Annotated in this window: 20 protein-coding genes; 14 read left to right on the top strand and 6 right to left on the bottom strand. The window is 63.1% G+C overall.

Annotation, left to right across the window (positions count from 1 at the left end; genetic code table 11):
- Nucleotides 1-21: 21 nt before the first annotated feature.
- From MAXJ12_RS37490 to MAXJ12_RS03510, 5 genes are all read right to left on the bottom strand, one after another.
- A complete protein-coding gene (locus tag MAXJ12_RS37490) occupies nucleotides 22-195 on the bottom strand; it encodes a hypothetical protein (protein WP_008834389.1) in 174 nt (57 codons plus the stop codon).
- Between the two features lie 185 nt (nucleotides 196-380).
- On the bottom strand, nucleotides 381-1139 hold the full coding sequence (locus MAXJ12_RS03525) for a M48 family metallopeptidase (protein ID WP_008834388.1): 759 nt from the start codon (nucleotides 1137-1139) through the stop codon (nucleotides 381-383).
- 119 nt (nucleotides 1140-1258) lie between these two features.
- A complete protein-coding gene (locus MAXJ12_RS03520) occupies nucleotides 1259-1726 on the bottom strand; it encodes a DUF2852 domain-containing protein (protein ID WP_008834387.1) in 468 nt (155 codons plus the stop codon).
- A gap of 116 nt (nucleotides 1727-1842) precedes the next feature.
- Entirely contained in the window at nucleotides 1843-2985 is a 1143-nt protein-coding gene (locus tag MAXJ12_RS03515) for a benzoate/H(+) symporter BenE family transporter (protein WP_008834386.1), read from the bottom strand.
- 3 nt (nucleotides 2986-2988) lie between these two features.
- Entirely contained in the window at nucleotides 2989-3765 is a 777-nt protein-coding gene (locus tag MAXJ12_RS03510) for an alpha/beta hydrolase (RefSeq protein WP_008834385.1), read from the bottom strand.
- A gap of 205 nt (nucleotides 3766-3970) precedes the next feature.
- Here MAXJ12_RS03510 and infC point away from each other — a divergent pair, with 205 nt between their 5' ends.
- The 7 genes from infC (at nucleotide 3971) to pheT (ending at nucleotide 10167) form a co-directional block, all read left to right on the top strand.
- Complete coding sequence (gene infC, locus MAXJ12_RS03505) at nucleotides 3971-4507, top strand: translation initiation factor IF-3 (RefSeq protein ID WP_085983859.1); 537 nt, start codon at nucleotides 3971-3973, stop codon at nucleotides 4505-4507.
- Nucleotides 4508-4639: 132 nt separating this feature from the next.
- Nucleotides 4640-5281, top strand: coding sequence for a methyltransferase family protein (locus MAXJ12_RS03500; protein ID WP_008834383.1), 642 nt, complete (start codon nucleotides 4640-4642; stop codon nucleotides 5279-5281).
- Nucleotides 5282-5448: 167 nt separating this feature from the next.
- A complete protein-coding gene (rpmI, locus tag MAXJ12_RS03495) occupies nucleotides 5449-5652 on the top strand; it encodes a 50S ribosomal protein L35 (RefSeq protein WP_008834382.1) in 204 nt (67 codons plus the stop codon).
- Between the two features lie 32 nt (nucleotides 5653-5684).
- Nucleotides 5685-6086, top strand: a complete 402-nt coding sequence (gene rplT / locus MAXJ12_RS03490) for a 50S ribosomal protein L20 (protein ID WP_008834381.1) — start codon at nucleotides 5685-5687, stop codon at nucleotides 6084-6086.
- 112 nt (nucleotides 6087-6198) lie between these two features.
- Nucleotides 6199-7284, top strand: coding sequence for a phenylalanine--tRNA ligase subunit alpha (gene pheS, locus MAXJ12_RS03485; protein WP_040584760.1), 1086 nt, complete (start codon nucleotides 6199-6201; stop codon nucleotides 7282-7284).
- 37 nt (nucleotides 7285-7321) lie between these two features.
- Nucleotides 7322-7729: a GFA family protein gene (locus MAXJ12_RS03480; RefSeq protein WP_008834379.1), complete on the top strand. Its 408-nt coding sequence runs from the start codon at nucleotides 7322-7324 to the stop codon at nucleotides 7727-7729.
- Nucleotides 7730-7752: 23 nt separating this feature from the next.
- The gene (gene pheT / locus MAXJ12_RS03475) at nucleotides 7753-10167 is read left to right on the top strand and encodes a phenylalanine--tRNA ligase subunit beta (RefSeq protein WP_008834378.1); all 2415 of its coding nucleotides are present in this window, start codon (nucleotides 7753-7755) and stop codon (nucleotides 10165-10167) included.
- Nucleotides 10168-10188: 21 nt separating this feature from the next.
- On the opposite strand, the gene MAXJ12_RS03470 is transcribed toward pheT, so the two are convergent.
- Nucleotides 10189-11184, bottom strand: a complete 996-nt coding sequence (locus MAXJ12_RS03470) for an aldo/keto reductase (RefSeq protein ID WP_008834377.1) — start codon at nucleotides 11182-11184, stop codon at nucleotides 10189-10191.
- 198 nt (nucleotides 11185-11382) lie between these two features.
- Between MAXJ12_RS03470 and MAXJ12_RS03465 the strand changes: the two genes are divergently transcribed.
- From MAXJ12_RS03465 to dnaJ, 7 genes are all read left to right on the top strand, one after another.
- Nucleotides 11383-11985: a nucleotidyltransferase family protein gene (locus MAXJ12_RS03465; protein WP_008834376.1), complete on the top strand. Its 603-nt coding sequence runs from the start codon at nucleotides 11383-11385 to the stop codon at nucleotides 11983-11985.
- 72 nt (nucleotides 11986-12057) lie between these two features.
- Nucleotides 12058-12903 carry an aldo/keto reductase gene (locus MAXJ12_RS03460; RefSeq protein WP_008834375.1) on the top strand — a complete coding sequence of 282 codons (846 nt, stop codon included), beginning with the start codon at nucleotides 12058-12060 and terminating at the stop codon, nucleotides 12901-12903.
- Nucleotides 12904-12984: 81 nt separating this feature from the next.
- A complete protein-coding gene (locus MAXJ12_RS03455; RefSeq protein WP_008834374.1) occupies nucleotides 12985-13971 on the top strand; it encodes a Gfo/Idh/MocA family protein in 987 nt (328 codons plus the stop codon).
- Nucleotides 13972-14172: 201 nt separating this feature from the next.
- A complete protein-coding gene (locus tag MAXJ12_RS03450; RefSeq protein WP_040584717.1) occupies nucleotides 14173-14658 on the top strand; it encodes a MarR family winged helix-turn-helix transcriptional regulator in 486 nt (161 codons plus the stop codon).
- On the top strand, nucleotides 14655-15335 hold the full coding sequence (locus MAXJ12_RS03445) for a GNAT family N-acetyltransferase (RefSeq protein ID WP_008834372.1): 681 nt from the start codon (nucleotides 14655-14657) through the stop codon (nucleotides 15333-15335). Before MAXJ12_RS03450 ends, MAXJ12_RS03445 begins: the two co-directional genes overlap by 4 nt.
- Before the next feature lie 230 nt (nucleotides 15336-15565).
- Nucleotides 15566-17485, top strand: coding sequence for a molecular chaperone DnaK (gene dnaK, locus MAXJ12_RS03440; RefSeq protein WP_008834371.1), 1920 nt, complete (start codon nucleotides 15566-15568; stop codon nucleotides 17483-17485).
- 192 nt (nucleotides 17486-17677) lie between these two features.
- The gene (dnaJ, locus tag MAXJ12_RS03435) at nucleotides 17678-18805 is read left to right on the top strand and encodes a molecular chaperone DnaJ (protein WP_008834369.1); all 1128 of its coding nucleotides are present in this window, start codon (nucleotides 17678-17680) and stop codon (nucleotides 18803-18805) included.
- The last annotated feature ends 19 nt before the right edge of the window (nucleotides 18806-18824 follow it).

Here is an 18824-nt window from a genome sequence, read left to right as displayed (position 1 = left end):
AGAGTCGAGAAAAAGAGCGAATCAACGGCCCGTTAGGGCTTCCGGTGAAAGAATCTTGGCTTCGCCGATGATCCGGCGTTCCCAAATGTAGAAATGTTCATTCAGGGACAACGCTTCTGCCGCCTCGCGTCCGCTTAGGAACGCGTAGCCGACAATTCGGGTCTCTCCAGGCTGCATCCAATCGTCACCGAGCATCGGACATCCGTCCCAGCCCGCGACATCAGTCTCTCGCGTAGGAAAGCAGGGGCAACTCCATCCGGGCGGAATAGGCTCACGCCGTCCACCCTGATCGGTTGGATACAGCGTAAGCTGCACGACAAGCTCGGGCGTTATCCTCTTCAGCGTCTCGGCGCGGTTGCTCGACATCGAACCTGCTGCCCTCACTCAAACATAATCGCCTGCAGCGCACCGCCATTCCGCTTCAGCCAGGCCTTGCAGCGGTCGGTGTCGGGGCAGAGCTCTTCGCACAGCTTCCAGAACTTCGGGCCGTGGTTCATCTCCTTGAGATGCGCCACCTCATGCGCAACGAGATAATTTATCACCGGCGGCGGCGCCATCATGATGCGCCAGGAGAAGGACAGCGTGCCGTCCGTGGTGCAGGAGCCCCAGCGGCTGGTCGTGTCGCGGAAGCGAATGGCCTTGGCGCGCCGGCCGACAGCGGCGCAGTGCTTGTCCACCAGCGCCTCGATTTCGCGCTTTGCTTCGCGCTTCAAAAAGTCGGCGATGCGGCGCGGCAAATGCAGGCGGTCGCCATGCACCGTCAGCGAAGGCCCGCTTTCGTCGACCGCCGCCAATACGGTTCCGCGCCTGCCGGGTTCATGGATGATTGTGTGCGGCACGCCGCGCAGCGGGATCTTTATGCCCGGCCTGACCTGCGGCCGGTCCGGCACTTTCGCCAGCCGCTGCTCCAGCCAGCCTTGGTGGCGATCGAGAAAACGCTCGACCTCGCGGGCCGATATGCCCGGCGGCACGGTGATGCGAAGCCCGCGCCCGCCGGCGTCGATCCGCAGCGTCAACCGCCGCGCACGGTCGTTCTCGACGATCCGCAGCGGCAGCGTACGGCCGGCGACAGCGTGCTCGCGCTCCCGGATCGGAGCGGGCTTGGCCTTTGCGAGATTGCGGAAGAAGCCGAGTGACATTTTTGGGAGAATACGTGATTCGAGCGGGCGCCGATATTGCGGCTGTTGAGGAGAAAAGAGCCAAACGAAAACGGCGCCGCTTTTTCAGCGACGCCGTTCCATCAGTCGCGCCGAGGCGCTTATGTCTCGTCGAGCAGGCCGGTGGACGAACCCTTGCCGCGGCCCTTGGTGGGGGTCGGCGCGGTCGACTTGTTGCGATTGGCCATGAAGCGGTCGAACTCTTCCTGGTCCTTGGCGCGGCGCAGTTCGCGGGCGTACTCGTCGAATTCGTCGCGCATCTCCTCGAGCTTGCGGCGCTCTTCGTCGAGGCGTTCGAGTTCCTTGGTGCGCCAGTCGTCGAAGGCGACATTGCCGGTGCGGGCCGAACCGTGGCCCCAGCGATGCGCCTTGTCGGAAGCGCGGCGGCAGCCGGCGAAGATACCGTCCGTCGCGTGGTTCGCGTCACGCTTGAAGCCTTCAAGCCGGTCGCCCCAGATGATGTAGGCGAGCATGGCGAGCCCCAGCGGCCAGAACACCATGAAGCCGATAACCATCAGCGCGATGGTCGCCGGCGTCCAGGCCGGGCGGATCAATGCGGTCGTGTTCATTTCTCCCGTTCCTTCGGTTGGAGGCAGCCAACCCCGGCTGCTTCGATTCGAGATGGCCATTGTGAACAAATTGTTCAAGACAACAGGATCTAAAACCGGACAAGCAACGGAAATGATTACGTCTTTTTCGTTCGTTCCAGGGCAAGAACGATCAATCCGCCCACCAGTCCCCAGAAGGCCGAACCGATGCCGAACAGTTGAAGACCGGAGGCGGTGACGGCAAATGCCGTGGTTGCGGCCATGCGCTCGCTTTCGTCCATTAGCGCGATCGACAGCGCATTGGCGAGCGGCCCCATCAGCGCCAGGCCGGCGACCAGCACGATCAGGCTCTCCGGCAGCACCGCGAAGATCGCCACCAGCGACGCGCCGAACACCGCGAAGACGAGATAGGCCAGCGCGTAGAACGGCCCGGTTTTCCAGCGTTCCGCCGGGTCCGGATGCACGTCCGGGCCGGTGCAGATCGCCGCCGAGATCGCAGCCAGATTGGTGGTGAGCGCGCCGAACGGGGCGGAAAGAAGCGAGAACAGCCCGGTCACCGAAATCAGCGGTCCCGGCTCGGGATGGTAGCCGGCGGCGCGCAGTACGGCGAGGCCCGACAAATTCTGCGAGGCCATGGTGACGAGGTAGAGCGGCAGGGCCAGGCCGATGATCGCTGTCGCCGAGAATTCCGGCGCGATCAGCGTAAGCGAAGAAAGCTCCGGCGGCGGCATGCCGCCGACGCGGCCGGTCAGGAAGGCGGCGAAACCGCCGCCGATCAGTACGGCCAGCACCGACAGCGCCGGATTGTAGAGCCTGATGGCGAAGAAGGCCGCGATCAGCGGCAGGATCAGCACCGGGTCCGCGGGGATGGTCTTCACCGCGCCGATGGCGAAGCTGACGACGATGCCGGCGAGCATGCCCGAGGCGACCGAGGCCGGGATTTTGGCGATGAGCCTCGTCAGCGGCTTGAACAGGCCGGTGGCGATCAACAGCACGGCGGTGACGATGAAGGCGCCGACCGCGTCATTCATCGAAAAGCCGCTGCTCGCGGCGACGAGCGCCGCGCCCGGCGTCGACCATGCGGTGATCACCGGCATTCTGGTGCGCCAAGAGAGCCATGCCGTCTCGAAGGCTATCGCCAGGCAGATGGCCGTGACCCAACTCGCCGTCTGCTCGCGGCTCGCGCCGACCGCGTCTGCCGCGGCGATGATCAGCGCCAGGGTGCCGCCGAACCCGACGATCGCCGCTACGAAGGCGGAAACCGGGATCGACGCACGCATCCGCTACGCGCCGGCCTGGGCGAGGATCGCCTCGATCGCGCGGATCAGCAGGGCCAGATCCTGCGGCCGCGACAGGCGGTGGTCGCCGTCGGGCACCAGCGACAGGGTCACGTCGTCTGACGGCATGCAGCTCACGAGCTTCAGTGCATGGGTGTGCGGCACGTCCTTGTCCTTCATCCCCTGCAGCACGTGCACCGGGCAATGGGTGTTGATCGGGCCTGTCATGACGCGGTTTGCGCGGCCGTCCTCGAACAGCGCGCGGGTGTAGACGTAAGGCTGGTCGGAGTAGTCCGATCGCACCTCGAAGAAGCCTTTTTTCTCCAGATCGCGCCGCTGGGTTTTCTTCAGCTTCGGCTCCATCAACTCGACCGTGAAATCGGGCGCCGGGGCCAGGAGAACGAGGCCGGCGACACGGTCGCCCTCGCCGCTCTTGTGCAACTCCTCGATCATCCGCAGCGCGATCCACGCACCCATCGACGAGCCGACGAGGACTTGCCGGCCGGCGCTGAACCGGCGGAACACGGCGAGGCTTTCGGCCAGCCATTTCGAGATCGTGCCGTCGGCGAAGTCGCCGCCGGATTCGCCGTGGCCTGAATAATCGTGACGCAAGAAGGCGCGGCCGTTGGCGGCGGCCCATTCGTGCAGGGTCTCGGCCTTTGTTCCCTTCATGTCGGAAACATAGCCGCCGAGCCAGACGATGCCGGGTTCGCGGCCGGCGAGATGCCTGACCGCGATCCGCTCGCCGCTCACCTCCTGGAAATCCGGACTGCCTGTCGCCATATGATGCTCCTTCGATGCAAGCCTTGTGGCACAGCTCGATTCCAGCGAAAAGAGCGGACCATGCCGCCGCCCCGACAGTCGACGCGGCCTTTTGGTTTCTGATGATTTTTTAGAATCGCTGTGCTATTGACTCGGCCCGCATCGCGCCGACATAGGCGCAATCGACTTAAATCAAGAACGTAAACGGCTCGAGGAGACCACGACCATTCGCAGACCTTTTAAAGCAACGGCGCCCACCAAGGAAGGCCCACGCTCCAACCGAGACATCCGGGTTCCCCGGGTTCAACTGATCGATGTGGACGGAAGCAACCGCGGCGAGGTGTCGATCGACGATGCCCTGCTGGCCGCCGAAGAGGCGGGTCTCGATCTTGTCGAAATCTCCCCCAACGCACAGCCGCCGGTCACCAAGATCCTCGACCTCGGCAAGCTGAAATACGCCAATCAGAAGAAGGCCGCCGAGGCGCGCAAGCACCAGAAGGTCATCGAGATCAAGGAGATCAAGATGCGGCCGAACATCGACATCCACGATTACGAGGTGAAGATGCGAGCGGTGCGGCGCTTCTTCGAGGAAGGCGACAAGGTCAAGCTGACGCTTCGCTTCCGCGGCCGCGAAATGGCCCACATGGAGCTTGGCATGCAGCTTCTGAACAAGGTCAAGGAAGAGGTTGCCACTATCGCCAAGGTCGAGGCGGAGCCGAAGCTCGAAGGCCGCCAGATGATGATGGTGCTGGCGCCGCGATAGCCCTGACGCTGGCATCAAACGATAGCTTGAGGCCGCTTCGGCGGCCTTGTTGTTTCGCCACGATTTCTCCGCAACTTGCATCGACAAGGGCTGATTGCCGCTGCATCCCGTGCGGCCAGAGGGAAGTCGACCATGGCCGCAGCGGCACGTTCTCCGAGTGAAAAGTCGTTCGACGAAATGGGCCGCTATCAGCGGCACCGACGCATCCTGCTGGCACTGCTGATCGGCGCATTTTGCACTTTGCTGGTCTTCGGCGGCTCCCTGCACGATGAACTGGCGCACGAACGCATAGAGGCTCACGGGATCGTCCTGATACTGGTCGGGATCGGCGGCCGGCTGTGGTCTATCCTCTATATTGGCGGACGCAAATCGGCGGAAGTGGTCGCTACAGGTCCCTATTCGGTGATGCGCAACCCGCTGTATTTTTTCTCCACCATAGCGGCCGCCGGGATCGGCACCCAGACCGGCAGTGTGATCGTGGCGATGGCGTCGGCGGCTTTGTGTGCAGCCGCGTTCTACGTCGTCACACTGCGCGAGGAACGGCATTTGATTACCGTACTCGGTGCGCCGTACAAGGACTACATAGCCCGGGTGCCGCGGTTCTTTCCCAACCCTCGGCTTTTCCGCGATCAGGCCGAGGTCACGTTCACACCGCGCATTTTCAATCACACGCTGATCGACGGCCTGGCATTTCTGATCTCCATACCGTTCTTCGAACTGGTGGAGAGTGGACAGGAGGCTGGGGTCATACCGGTGTTGTTCTGGCTGTACTGACCAATTCCGTGCTTGTGCAGGCTATTGCACAAAGGGAAGCTTGCTGGTAATAGCGCCGCGTTCAGAACCGTCCGGCAGGGCATGCCGTGGCGGTTCGCAATGCTTTTCGGGCTTGGTCTGCCCGAAGCACAAAAAGCGCAATCAAGCGCACCCATACGGAGAGCAAAATGCCCAAGATGAAGACCAAATCCGCTGCAAAGAAGCGGTTCAAGATAACCGCGACCGGAAAAGTGCTGTCGGCTGCCGCCGGCAAGCGCCACGGCATGATCAAACGTTCAAACAAGTTCATTCGCGATGCCCGCGGCACCATGGTTCTAGCCGAACCGGATGCCCGCAAGGTGATCAAGAATTTTCTGCCGAACGGCCTCTGAGCCCCGGCCACAACGTTTAAGGAGATCATGACATGGCACGCGTAAAACGGGGCGTTACCGCCCACGCCAAGCACAAGAAGGTTCTGAAGGCCGCCAAGGGATTCTACGGCCGCCGCAAGAACACCATCCGCATCGCCAAGCAGGCGGTCGAGAAGTCGCTGCAGTATGCATACCGCGACCGCAAGAACCGCAAGCGCAACTTCCGCGCTCTCTGGGTCCAGCGCATCAATGCCGCGACCCGCGAGCACGGCCTGACCTATGGCCGCTTCATCGACGGGCTGAACAAGGCCGGCATCGAGATCGACCGCAAGGTCCTGTCCGACATGGCCATCCATGAGCCGCAGGCCTTCGCCGCGCTCGTGGCCCAGGCCAAGGTCGCGCTGGAATATCTGAAGAACACCACGCCGAACGCTTTTGAAAGCGCTGTCGCCTAAGACCAGCGCTTCCCAAGCTTTTCGACACTTGATTTGGGAAACCCGCGCTGGCAGGGCTGGCGCGGGTTTTTCTTATGTCTGAAACAAGCGGATCAAAATCGTGAACGAGACCATAAGCAATCTCGATACGCTCGAAGCCTCTCTGATGGCGGAGATAGCGTCGGCGGCCGACGAGCAGACCATCGAGGCGGTGCGCGTTTCCGCCCTCGGCAAGAAGGGCTCCGTCTCCGACATGCTGAAGACGCTGGGCTCGATGAGCCCGGAGGAGCGGCAGTTGAAAGGCCCGGCGATCAACGGCCTCAAGAACCGCGTCACCGAAGCGCTCGCCGCCCGCAAGGCCGAACTCAAGGATGCCGCGATTTCGGCGCGGCTGATCGCCGAAAAGGTGGACGTGACGCTGCCGGTGCGCCAGTCGCCGGCCGAGCGCGGCCGTATCCATCCGATCAGTCAGGTGACGGATGAGATAACCGCGATCTTCGCCGATATGGGTTTTTCGATCGCCGAAGGGCCGGACATCGAGACCGACTATTACAACTTCACCTCGCTGAATTTTCCGGAAAGCCATCCGGCCCGAGAAATGCACGATACGTTTTTCCTCAATCCGGGGCCGGACGGCGAGCGGAAGCTTTTGCGCACGCATACCTCGCCTGTGCAGATCCGCACCATGGAGGCGCAGAAGCCGCCGATCCGCATCGTCATTCCGGGAAAAACCTATCGGATGGATTCGGACGCCACCCACACGCCGATGTTCCATCAGGTCGAAGGACTGGTCATCGACAAGACGGCCAATGTCGCAAACATGCGCTGGGTGCTGGAGGAATTCTGCAAGGCCTTCTTCGAAGTGCCGAGCCTGAAGATGCGCTTCCGGCCGTCCTATTTCCCGTTCACCGAGCCAAGCCTCGAGGTCGACATCCAATGCGACCGCTCGCGCCCGGGCGAAGTGCGCTTCGGCGAAGGCAATGACTGGCTGGAGATCCTTGGCTGCGGCATGGTGCATCCCAACGTGCTGCGCTTTGGCGGGCTTGATCCCGACGAATACCAGGGCTTTGCCTGGGGCATGGGCATCGATCGCATCGCCATGCTGAAATACGGCATGCCGGACCTGCGCGCCTTCTTCGACGCGGACGTGCGCTGGCTGTCGCATTACGGCTTCAGGCCGCTTGACCTGCCGACGCTGTTCGGGGGGTTGAGTTCGTAGATGAAGGCCATCGAGCCTCGAAAGGCTGCTTGATCGCATGAACGGAGAAAAGCTTCATACCGGCTCCTGCCGCTGCGGCTTGATCGGCGCGGAAGCCCGCGCCGATCCGATCCTGTGTTCCTACTGCCATTGCCGGGACTGCCGGAAGCAGACGGGAGCCCCGGTCATGGCGTTCGTGGGTTTTCGCGAGGGCGATCTGGCGTGGCTGGGCCAGCCTCAAACCTGGCGCTCCGGCGGAGTAGAACGCAGCTTTTGCGGAAATTGCGGCAGCCAGATTGGCTATCGCGACGACCAGTTGCCCGGCGAAGTCTATCTGTCGCTTGGCTTCATGGACGCGCCGGAAAACTATCCACCGACGCTGCATGCCTTCGAATCCAGGCGCTTGCCCTTCCTGCACCTCGACGACGATCTGCCTCGCTATGCCGGCTTCAGCATAGGGCGCTGAAACCTCCATCTGGAAATGAGCTAATGAAATTCACCCTCTCCTGGCTGAAAGATCATCTCGAAACCGACGCGACGCTCGGCGAAATCGTCGAGCGGCTGACCTCGATCGGGCTGGAAGTCGAATCCGTCAACGACAAGGCGGCGCTGAAGCCCTTCGTCATCGCCAAGGTGCTGACGGCGCAAAAACACCCCGACGCCGACAAGCTGCAGGTGCTGTCCGTCGACACCGGCGACGGCAAGCCCGTGCAGGTGGTGTGCGGCGCGCCCAATGCGCGGGCGGGGCTGGTCGGCGCCTTCGCGGCGCCAGGCGCTTATATCCCAGGCATCGATACGACGCTGGCGGTCGGAAAGATCCGCGGCGTCGAGAGCCACGGCATGATGTGCTCCGAGCGCGAGCTACAGCTTTCCGACGAGCATACGGGCATCATCGACCTGCCCGCCGACGCGCCGGTCGGCACGTCCTTCGCCGCCTATGCCGGGCTCGACGATCCGATTATCGAGATCGGCCTGACGCCGAACCGGCCCGACGCAACCAGCATCCATGGCATTGCGCGCGACCTCGCGGCGTCCGGGCTCGGCCGGCTGACCGGCGGCGCGATCATGCCGCATGCCGGCAACGGCATGTGCCCGATCAAGGTGAAGCTCGATTTCGGCGATACGCCGCCGCTCTGCCACGGCTTCGCGCTGCGCCTCGTCCGCGGCGTGAAGAACGGACCGTCGCCGAAATGGATGCAGCAGCGCCTGATTGCCATCGGGCTGCGCCCCATCAACGCACTGGTCGACATCACCAACTACATCACTTTCGACCGCGGCCGGCCGCTGCATGTCTTCGACGCCGCCAAGGTCAAGGGCAACTTGACCGTGCGCAGGGCGAGGGAAGGCGAGAAGGTGCTCGCGCTCGACAGCTGGGAGTATGAGCTGACGCCCGAAATGTGCGTGATCGCCGACGAGAAAGGCATCGAATCGATCGCCGGCATCATGGGCGGCGAACATTCCGGCTGCGACGAGAATACCACCGACGTGCTGATCGAATCGGCACTGTGGGAGCCGCTCAACATTGCCCGCACCGGCCGCGAGCTCGGCATCATCACCGACGCGCGCTACCGCTTTGAGCGCGGCGTCGATCCGGAATTCATGGTGCCGGGACTGGAACTCGCGACCAGGATGGTGCTGGAATTCTGCGGCGGCGAGCCGACCGAAGAGGAAGTGGTTGGCTATGCCGGCCATACGCCGAAGATCGTTTCGTTCCCGGTTTCGGAGGTGAAGCGGCTGACCGGCCTCGACGTGCCGAAGGCGGAAAGCCTCGAGATTTTGTCGCGGCTCGGCTTCACGCCGCAGGGCGACGCCGACATTGTTGACGTGACCGTTCCCTCATGGCGGCCGGATATCGACGGCAAGGCCGACCTCGTCGAAGAGATCATGCGCATCCACGGCGTCGACAAAATCGCGCCGCAGCCGCTCATTAGTCACGAGGCGGTCAACGCCAAAATACTCACCACGCTGCAGATCCGCACTCGGGCGGCGCGGCGGGCGCTCGCCGTGCGCGGCATGATGGAGGCCGTCACCTGGTCGTTCATCCCGGCCAGGCACGCCGAGGCGTTCGGCGGTGGCCGGCCGGAGTTGAAGTTATCCAATCCGATCGCGGCCGATATGTCGGATATGCGGCCCTCGCTGCTGCCGGGGTTGATTGCGGCGGCGCAGCGCAATGCCGACCGGGGCTTGAGTGACGTCGCTCTGTTCGAAGTATCGGGAACCTATGAAGGGGCCGCTCCGGAAGACCAGCGCCGCGTTGCGACCGGCATTCGCCGCGGTACGGCCAAGCTCGAAGGTTCCGGCCGCCACTGGGCGGGCAATGCCGGCGCGGTAGGCGTATTCGACGCCAAGGCGGATGCGCTCGCGGCGCTCGAAGCCTGCGGCGCGCCGGTGGACAAGCTGCAGATCGAGGCAGGTGGACCGGCCTGGTACCATCCCGGCCGCTCCGGCGTGATAAAGCTCGGCCCGAAGACGGTGCTCGGCCACTTCGGCGAGTTCCATCCGAAGACGCTGGAGGTGCTAGACGTTTCGGGCCCGCTCTGCGGCTTCGAGGTGTTCGTCGACGCAGTGCCCGAGCCCAAGGCGAAGCCGACGCGGACCAAGCCGCGGCTCGACCTGTCGCCCTTCCAGGCGGTGAAGCGCGATTTCGCCTTCGTGGTGGACAAGGCCGTCGAGGCCGGTGCGCTGACCCGCGCGGCGGCAGCCGCGGACAAAAAACTGATCGCCGGCGTTTCCGTCTTCGACATCTTCGAAGGCGCGTCGCTCGGCGCGGACAAGAAATCCGTTGCCATCGAGGTCTCGATCCAGCCGGTCGAAAAGACGCTGACCGACGAGGATTTCGAGGCGCTGGCCGGCCGCATCGTCGATAATGTGAAGAAGCAGACCGGCGGCGTGCTGCGGGGTTAGGCCCGCAGCCCATCGCTCTCTTTACCGGTTGGTCTGCGCCATGCCCTCATCCTTGTAGCGCATGCCGGCAATCTGGTCCGGCGAGATCAGCGCTCCGATCTCGGCACTCTCGGCGGCGCTCAGCACTATGCCTGCCGCCTCAACATTGGCTTCGAGATTGGCGATCTTGCGCGAGCCGGGAATCGGCACGATAAAATCGCCCTGGTGCAGCACCCAGGCGAGCGCGAGCTTCGCCGCAGTAGTGCCCTTGTCCGCCGCAAAAGCCTCGAGCCGGGCGACTGCCGCCAGATTGCGCTCGAGATTGTCGGCGTCGAAACGGGGCAGGCCCCGTCTGAAATCGTTCTCGCCGAGTTGGTCCGTCGATTTGATCGCGCCTGTAAGGAAGCCTCGGCCCAGTGGGCTGAACGGCACGAAGCCGATGCCGAGTTCGCGGCATACGTCGAGAACCCCTGCCTCCGGATCGCGCGTCCACAACGAATATTCACTTTGCACGGCGGCGATCGGATGGACCGCATGCGCCCTGCGGATGGTGGCGACCCCTGCCTCCGACAGGCCCAGTGCGCGCACCTTGCCTTCGCGCACCAACTCGGCCATTGCGCCGACCGTGTCCTCGATGGGCACCTCCGGATCGACCCGGTGCTGGTAGTAGAGATCGATCACCTCGATGCCCAGCCGCTTCAACGAGCCTTCGGCAGCGGCACGGACATGTTCCGGCCGGCTGCTTAGGCCCGGCACCTGCTTCGGCCCCTCATTCGTCTCGACGATGTTGAAACCGAACTTGGTGGCGATCGTCACCTTGTCGCGCAGTGGCCGCAAGGCCTTGCCTACCAGCACCTCATTGGTGAAGGGGCCATAGACTTCCGCCGTGTCGAAAAGGGTCACGCCGAGCTCGACGGCTCGATGCAGTGTCCTGATTGCGTCCTTCTCGTCCTGCCCGCCATAGGCATGGCTCATGCCCATGCAGCCCAGGCCGACCGGAAAGACGGAGAGTTGGGAACCAAGTTTGCGTGATTTCAAAGGCTGTCTCCTTTTACCCTGGTAAGCCAAGCCCCGAAGAAGCGTACGGGGGCAACGGTGCTTTGCCCAGCCGCATAACTTTGGCAGCGGCATTTTTTTGGCAAAGCTTCGAGCCTGCGAAGGCACAAACACGTGCAGCAAGCAGAGCCGGCTTCACCGACCGTTGCGGTCGCCGGGCGAATCGCTTTCAACAGAGCGATGGATCATCTTCGGTTTTCCGGGCTGGATTTCGAGAAGCAGCGCGCAATCCTGATCGACATTCTGAAAGCCGATACATTGACCGGGTCGGCGCTCCAGCGTGCCCGCGATTTCGGCTTGGCCGACTGGATGATCGTATCGGGCGCTATCTACAACACCGTATGGAACAGCCTTACCGGAAAGCCATCCGGCTACGGCATCAAGGACATCGACCTGTTCTATTTCGATGCTTCCGACCTTTCCTGGGAGGCGGAGGACGTCATCATAAAGGCCGGCGAGAAGCATTTCGCCAAACTGCCGGTGGCGGTTGAAATCCGCAACCAGGCGCGCGTGCATCTCTGGTATCCTGAGCGTTTCGGCAGGCAATGCCCGGCCTATCGATCCTCGGCTCATTCACTGGGCTATTTTGCATCCAGAACCCACGCAGTGGGTGTTCGCCTGGCAGGCATCGGCGCGTTCGAGGTGACGGCGCCATTTGGCCTCGACGACATTTTTTCCTTTCGGATCGTGCCGAACCGGGTGATCGACAACCAGGCGACGCATGAGGAAAAGGCCGCGCGGGCGAAACATCGATCGCCGGAAATCAGCGTAGTGCCTTGGTAGGCCATTGCGTCCCGGCCAGCACACCGTTCATGCTGGCTGGGCGCACCGTCCAACTCGGTGAAAGGAACATCCATGCCTTCTTCCGTCCGTACGACCACATTGCCCAATGGCTCAAAAGTGCCGGTGCTCGGCCAGGGCACCTGGAAGATGGGCGAGGATCGCAGGCGCCGCGCCGATGAGGTCGCGGCGCTCAGGCTTGGCATCGATCTCGGCATGACGCTGATCGATACGGCCGAGATGTATGCGGACGGCGGGGCGGAGGAGGTCGTGCGCGAGGCGATAGAAGGTCGCCGCGACGAGGTGTTTCTGGTCAGCAAGGTCCTGCCCTCCAACGCCTCGCGAGCCGGCGTCGTTCGGGCCTGCGAGCAAAGCCTGAAGCGGCTCGGCGCCGATCGTATCGAGCTTTATCTGCTGCACTGGCGCGGCAGCGTGCCCCTTGCGGAAACCATTGCCGCCTTCGAAACGCTGAAGACCCAGGGCAAGATCCTCGGCTGGGGCGTCAGCAATTTCGACATGGACGACATGGTGGAGCTGGCCTCCGTGCCCGGCGGCGAATTCGTGCAGACGAATCAGGTGCTCTACAACCTGTCCAGCCGCGGCATCGACTACGACCTGCTGCCGCAGTCGGAGAGAGGCGGCATCCCGGTCATGGCCTATTCGCCTGTCGGGCAGGGCGACCTGACCCGCGACAGGCGGCCCGCGGCGATCGGCGAGAGGCATGGGGCCACCGCGGCGCAGATCGCGCTGGCTTGGACGCTGCGCCACCCGCACGTCATCGCGATCCCGAAAGCGAGTTCGCTAGACCATGTGCACGACAACCGCTCCGCCGCCGACATCGTTCTTTCCGCCGCCGATCTTGCGGAACTGGACAGGCTGTTTCCCCCGCCCAGCCGGAAGCGGCCGCTCGACATGATCTGAGGCTCGCCGGACGGGGCTCCCGCCTTTTCTTTTCGGCTGCGCCTCGCTACGGTCCCCGGCGTTCGAACGAGGAGAGAAATCATGTTTCGCTGGGGTGTCCTGTCGACGGCCAAGATCGCGCGCGAGCAGCTTCTGCCGGCCATGGCCGATGCCGAAAATGGCGTGGTCTCGGCGATCGCCAGCCGCGATTTGACCAAGGCCCGCGCGCTTGCCGACCGGTTCGGCGCGCCGCACGCCTTCGGCTCCTATGAGGAGTTGCTCGCCTCCGACACGGTAGACGGCGTCTATATTCCCCTGCCGACCTCGCAGCATGTCGAATGGACGCTGAAGGCCGCCGAAGCGGGAAAGCATGTGCTTTGCGAAAAGCCGATCGCGCTCAACGCCAGGGAGATCGACCAACTGATCGAGGTGCGTGACCGCAAGAAGGTACTGATCTGCGAAGCCTTCATGGTGTTCTACCACCCGCAGTGGGCAAAGGTGCGCGATCTGATCGCCGAGGGTGCGATCGGCAGGCTGCGCCATGTGCAGGGAGCGTTCGCCTATTTCAACGTCGACCCCGCCAATATGCGTAACCAGTTGGCGCTCGGGGGCGGCGCGCTGCCCGACATCGGCGTCTATCCGACCGTCGCGACCCGCTTCGTCACCGGCAAGGAGCCGGTGCGCATCCAGGCGACGATCGAGCGCGACGAGAAATTCGGCACCGACATCTATTCCAGCACCAAGGCCGATTTCGACGATTTCCACCTGACCTTCTACTGCTCGACGCAGATGGCGCTGCGACAGTTCATGGTGTTTCACGGCGAAAAGGGTTTCATCGAGGTGCATGGGCCGTTCAACGCCGGCGACTATGAGCACCACCGCGTCGAGCTTCATAACCAGACCCACACTCAGGCGAGCGTTTTCCGCTTTCCCGGAACGCGGCAGTACCGGCTGGAGGTCGAAGCTTTCGCGCGCGCCGCGCAAGGGGGGAAGGATCCGGTGTTCACGCTGGAGAATTCAGTCCTCAACCAGAAGGCCATCGACGCCATCTTCCGCGCCGGCGAGCATGAGGGCTGGGAATATGTCTAGCGGGCTGGCCTCTGCAGGATAGGCAAGCGGGAGGAACAAAGCTCCTTGATAAAGTCGGGACGGCCTCGACAGCGGAACGGCATCCGTTGAAGCGGCGGCAGCCTTCACGGTAACGGACCTCGGCTCTCGATGACGCGCCACAATTCTTATGGACAAATTCCATGCACAATTATATAACATGTAATATAAATGGAGGCGCGCATGGTCGAGGATGTGGTACGTTCGTTTGGGTTCCTGACGCTCGGCACGCGCATGAAGCGCGTCGGCGAGAAGCTACAGGCCGATACGCAGAGGATCATGGACGAACTCGGCGCGCCGCTTCAGGCGGGTCAGTATCCTTTTCTCGCGGCGATCGACAGGCTCGGTCCGCTGACGGTTGGAGAACTTGCCGAGGCGACCGGCGTCACCCAGCCGGGCGCCACGCGAACGGTCGCGCTGCTTGTCGAGCTGGGCATGCTGGATACCGAACAGTCCGCCGATGACCAGCGGCGGAGGATCGTTTCGCTCTCCAGGGAAGGGAAGCGGCTGGTCGCGACCGCCAAGCGTGACGTGTGGCCACGCATCGATGCCGCCGTCACCGATCTTTGCGGCGATCTCGACGGCCCGTTGCTCGAACAATTGGCAGCGATCGAGGACGGCCTTGCCGCCGCGCCGCTCAATCGCCGCGCCGCAAAGGTGAAGTCATGAGTCATATACTCGACCGTCCGGTCTGGAATGCGCTCAACACCAGGCATGCCCATTTGGCGCGAGGGAACAGCCTCGCCAAACGCTACGCTCCATCGGTACACCCCTTCGCGAGCAGCCGCGACGAGAGTCCGGAAAGCCTGCGGAGCCTCGCCGGGATCGCCACCCCCGGCGAAACGCTGATCCTGCTCCAGGCTGACGAATTCGTGCCGCCTCCGGGCTTTGCCGTCACCACGACCGCCCTGGGCGTGCAGATGGTCGCGGAGCGGCATATCCCTTGCTTGGAGGACGACAGGATCGTCCCGCTCGGCGAGGCCGACGCAGCCGCCATGATGGAGCTGGCGACGCTCACCAAGCCCGGACCTTTCACGCTGAAGGCGCTTAGTCTCGGTGACTTCTGGGGCATGAAGGAAAATGGCAGGCTTGTAGCGATGGCCGGCGAGAGGCTGAAGCAGGATGGTTTCACCGAGCTAAGCGGCGTCGCGACGCACCCGGATGTCCGCGGCCGAGGGCTGGGCAGGCTGCTGTCGCTCTATGTGGCGGGAAAAATCTTCGCCAAGGGCGACCAGCCTTTCCTTCACGCCTACGCTGCCAACACGACCGCGATCAGTCTCTACGGGTCGATCGGCTTCAAGCTTAGAACGCACATGAATGTTGCGGTGATCGAGCGGCAGGCGTAGCGCGATCGCTTGACCGGCGGACTGCCTGTAAGCGCCGACTCCAGTGAGACTTCCTCTTAGCCGCAGTTTTCGGCAGGACGCTTGCGCCTAGACAAGGCTGTTCTTATATACGCGCCACATTCGTTCGGCTCGCCGCAAACACGGCCGGCCGGACGAAAATCGTGTGAACAGGGGCTGTCGCGGGAACGCCTTTCACGGGTCCTGACGGCCTGCTTAGCGGAGAGAAAGAAATGGCTAAAGTAATCGGTATCGATCTGGGAACGACCAATTCCTGCGTCGCCGTCATGGACGGCAAGGATGCAAAGGTCATCGAGAACGCTGAAGGCGCGCGCACCACGCCCTCCATCGTCGCATTCACCGACGGCGACGAGCGCCTCGTCGGCCAGCCGGCCAAGCGCCAGGCGGTGACCAATCCCGAAAACACCATTTTTGCGGTCAAGCGCCTCATCGGCCGCCGCTACGACGATCCGGTGACCGAGAAGGACAAGAAGCTCGTCCCCTACAAGATCGTGAAGGGTGACAATGGCGACGCCTGGGTAGAGGCCGGCGCCAAGAAGCAGTCGCCTTCGCAGATCTCGGCCATGATCCTCCAGAAGATGAAGGAAACCGCCGAGGCCTATCTTGGCGAGAAGGTCACGCAGGCCGTCATCACCGTTCCCGCCTATTTCAACGACGCCCAGCGTCAGGCCACCAAGGATGCCGGCAAGATCGCCGGACTGGAAGTGCTGCGCATCATCAACGAGCCGACCGCGGCCGCGCTCGCCTACGGCCTCGACAAGAAGGAAGGCAAGACCATCGCCGTCTATGATCTTGGCGGCGGCACCTTCGACATTTCCGTGCTCGAGATCGGCGACGGCGTCTTCGAGGTGAAGTCGACCAATGGCGACACCTTCCTCGGCGGCGAGGATTTCGACATGCGCCTCGTCGAGTATCTGGCGGCCGAGTTCAAGAAGGAACAGGGCATCGATCTCAAGAACGACAAGCTCGCGCTGCAGCGCCTGAAGGAGGCCGCTGAAAAGGCCAAGATCGAGCTGTCTTCGTCCTCGCAGACCGAGATCAACCTGCCTTTCATCACGGCCGATCAATCGGGCCCGAAGCACCTGACGATGAAGCTGACCCGCGCCAAGTTCGAGTCGCTGGTGGATGATCTCATCCAGCGCACGGTCGAGCCCTGCAAGGCGGCGCTGAAGGATGCTGGCCTGAAGGCAGGCGAGATCGACGAGGTGGTTCTGGTCGGCGGCATGACGCGCATGCCGAAAGTCCAGGAAGTGGTGAAGCAGTTCTTCGGCAAGGAGCCGCACAAGGGCGTCAACCCGGATGAGGTGGTGGCGCTCGGCGCTGCGATCCAGGCCGGCGTGCTGCAGGGCGACGTCAAGGACGTGCTGCTGCTCGACGTGACGCCGCTGTCGCTCGGCATCGAGACGCTCGGCGGCGTGTTCACGCGCCTGATCGAACGCAACACCACCATCCCGACCAAGAAGAGCCAGGTTTTCTCGACCGCCGAGGATTCCCAGTCGGCCGTCACGATCCGGGTCTTCCAGGGCGAGCGTGAAATGGCAGCCGACAACAAGGCGCTCGGCCAGTTCGATCTGGTTGGTATTCCGCCGGCGCCGCGCGGCGTGCCGCAGATCGAGGTCACCTTCGATATCGACGCCAACGGCATCGTCAATGTCTCGGCCAAGGACAAGGGCACCGGCAAGGAGCACCAGATCCGCATCCAGGCCTCGGGCGGCCTGTCCGACGACGACATCGAAAAGATGGTCAAGGACGCCGAAGCCAACGCCGAGAGCGACAAGAAGCGCCGCGCGCTGGTCGAGGCCCGCAACCAGGCCGAAGCTTTGGTGCATTCGTCCGAGAAGTCGCTGAAGGAATATGGCGACAAGGTCTCGGAAGCCGACCGCACCGCCATCTCCGATGCGATCGCCGCGTTGAAGACCGCGACCGAGGGCGATGATGTCGACGACATCAACGCCAAGAGCCAGAGCCTTGCCGAAGTCTCGATGAAGCTCGGCCAGGCCATGTACGAGGCCTCGCAGAAGGAAGCCGCCGAGGCTGACGCCGCAGCCGACGCCGCCAAGGACGGCGCGGACGTGGTCGACGCGGATTTCGAGGAAATCAACGAGGACGACGACAAGAAGAAGTCGGCGTGAATGCGTTGAAATGAGCTGACGGAAAAGGCCTGGCGCGGACGCCGGGCCTTTTTCGGTCACTCAAAAAAATGTCGACAAGGCCGGGGAAGCTATGGAATCGGCGGCTCCGGCTCACTAAATCGGAAGCCACCTGCCGAACCGAAGCGGGTCAGCGATGCGATTTGACATCGATCATCCGGACAGCGGGAAAAAATGAAGGCTGATTTCTACGAGACCTTGGGGGTCCAGAGGGGCGCAGACGAGAAGGAGCTGAAAGCTGCCTTTCGCAAGCTCGCAATGCAGTTCCATCCCGACCGCAATCCAGGCGATGCCGCCTGCGAGCACAGGTTCAAGGAAATCGGCGAGGCCTACGAGACGCTGAAGGATCCGCAGAAGCGTGCGGCCTATGACCGGTTCGGCCATGCGGCGTTCGAGAATGGCGGCATGGGCAACGGCCATGGCTTCGGCGGTGGCGGATTCTCCGATATTTTCGAGGATATTTTCGGCGAGATGATGGGCGGTCGCCAGCGCCGCTCGTCCTCCGGCCGCGAGCGCGGCGCCGATCTGCGCTACAATATGGAAATCCTGCTCGAGGAAGCCTACACCGGCAAGACCGCGCAGATTCGCGTGCCGGCCTCGATTGCCTGCGCCGAATGCTCCGGCACCGGCGCCAAGCCCGGCACCCAGCCCGTGACCTGCACAATGTGCGCCGGCCACGGCAAGGTGCGCGCCAGCCAGGGCTTCTTCTCGATCGAGCGCACCTGCCCGCAATGCCAGGGCCGTGGCCAGACGATCAAGGATCCGTGCCCGAAATGCGCCGGCCAGGGCCGCGTCACCGAGGAGCGCTCGCTATCGGTCAATATTCCGGCCGGCATCGAGGACGGCACGCGCATCAGGCTCGCAAATGAGGGCGAGGCCGGACTGCGTGGCGGCCCCCCCGGCGACCTCTACATTTTCCTTTCGGTCAAGCCGCACGAATTCTTCCAGCGCGACGGCGCAGATCTCTACTGTAAGGTGCCGATCTCGATGACCACCGCCGCTCTCGGCGGGTCCTTCGAGGTGGCGACGCTCGACGGCACCCAGACCCGCGTCAAGGTAGCCGAGGGCACGCAGAGCGGCCGCCAGTTCCGCCTCAAGGGCAAGGGCATGCCGGTGCTGCGTCAGCCCAATATCGGCGATCTCTACATCCAGACCGTCGTCGAGACGCCGCAAAACCTCACCAAGCGCCAGCGTGAGTTGCTGGAGGAATTCGAGCAGCTTTCCTCCAAGGAGAATTCTCCGCAGTCGAGCGGCTTCTTCGCCCGCATGAAGGACTTTTTCGAATCCTTCGGCGAGAGCTGACGGCCCGCGGCGGATCGGA

Origin of the sequence: Mesorhizobium alhagi CCNWXJ12-2, assembly GCF_000236565.1 — a bacterium.
Classification (GTDB): domain Bacteria; phylum Pseudomonadota; class Alphaproteobacteria; order Rhizobiales; family Rhizobiaceae; genus Allomesorhizobium; species Allomesorhizobium alhagi.
The sequence above is the reverse complement of the archived record's forward strand: the minus strand, read 5'-3'. Positions and strand labels throughout refer to the sequence as shown.

Bases quoted from the DNA above. Each gene is read 5' to 3' on its own strand.
- dnaJ (WP_008834369.1), top strand. From the start codon at position 17,678: ATGAAGGCTGATTTCTACGAGACCTTGGGGGTCCAGAGGGGCGCAGAC.
- MAXJ12_RS03450 (WP_040584717.1), top strand. From the start codon at position 14,173: ATGGTCGAGGATGTGGTACGTTCGTTTGGGTTCCTGACGCTCGGCACG.
- MAXJ12_RS03525 (WP_008834388.1), bottom strand. From the start codon at position 1,139: ATGTCACTCGGCTTCTTCCGCAATCTCGCAAAGGCCAAGCCCGCTCCG.
- MAXJ12_RS03500 (WP_008834383.1), top strand. From the start codon at position 4,640: ATGGCCGCAGCGGCACGTTCTCCGAGTGAAAAGTCGTTCGACGAAATG.
- MAXJ12_RS37490 (WP_008834389.1), bottom strand. From the start codon at position 195: ATGCTCGGTGACGATTGGATGCAGCCTGGAGAGACCCGAATTGTCGGC.
- pheT (WP_008834378.1), top strand. From the start codon at position 7,753: ATGAAATTCACCCTCTCCTGGCTGAAAGATCATCTCGAAACCGACGCG.
- MAXJ12_RS03460 (WP_008834375.1), top strand. From the start codon at position 12,058: ATGCCTTCTTCCGTCCGTACGACCACATTGCCCAATGGCTCAAAAGTG.
- rpmI (WP_008834382.1), top strand. From the start codon at position 5,449: ATGCCCAAGATGAAGACCAAATCCGCTGCAAAGAAGCGGTTCAAGATA.
- rplT (WP_008834381.1), top strand. From the start codon at position 5,685: ATGGCACGCGTAAAACGGGGCGTTACCGCCCACGCCAAGCACAAGAAG.
- MAXJ12_RS03445 (WP_008834372.1), top strand. From the start codon at position 14,655: ATGAGTCATATACTCGACCGTCCGGTCTGGAATGCGCTCAACACCAGG.
- MAXJ12_RS03520 (WP_008834387.1), bottom strand. From the start codon at position 1,726: ATGAACACGACCGCATTGATCCGCCCGGCCTGGACGCCGGCGACCATC.
- MAXJ12_RS03465 (WP_008834376.1), top strand. From the start codon at position 11,383: ATGGATCATCTTCGGTTTTCCGGGCTGGATTTCGAGAAGCAGCGCGCA.
- MAXJ12_RS03480 (WP_008834379.1), top strand. From the start codon at position 7,322: ATGAACGGAGAAAAGCTTCATACCGGCTCCTGCCGCTGCGGCTTGATC.
- MAXJ12_RS03455 (WP_008834374.1), top strand. From the start codon at position 12,985: ATGTTTCGCTGGGGTGTCCTGTCGACGGCCAAGATCGCGCGCGAGCAG.
- dnaK (WP_008834371.1), top strand. From the start codon at position 15,566: ATGGCTAAAGTAATCGGTATCGATCTGGGAACGACCAATTCCTGCGTC.
- MAXJ12_RS03515 (WP_008834386.1), bottom strand. From the start codon at position 2,985: ATGCGTGCGTCGATCCCGGTTTCCGCCTTCGTAGCGGCGATCGTCGGG.
- MAXJ12_RS03510 (WP_008834385.1), bottom strand. From the start codon at position 3,765: ATGGCGACAGGCAGTCCGGATTTCCAGGAGGTGAGCGGCGAGCGGATC.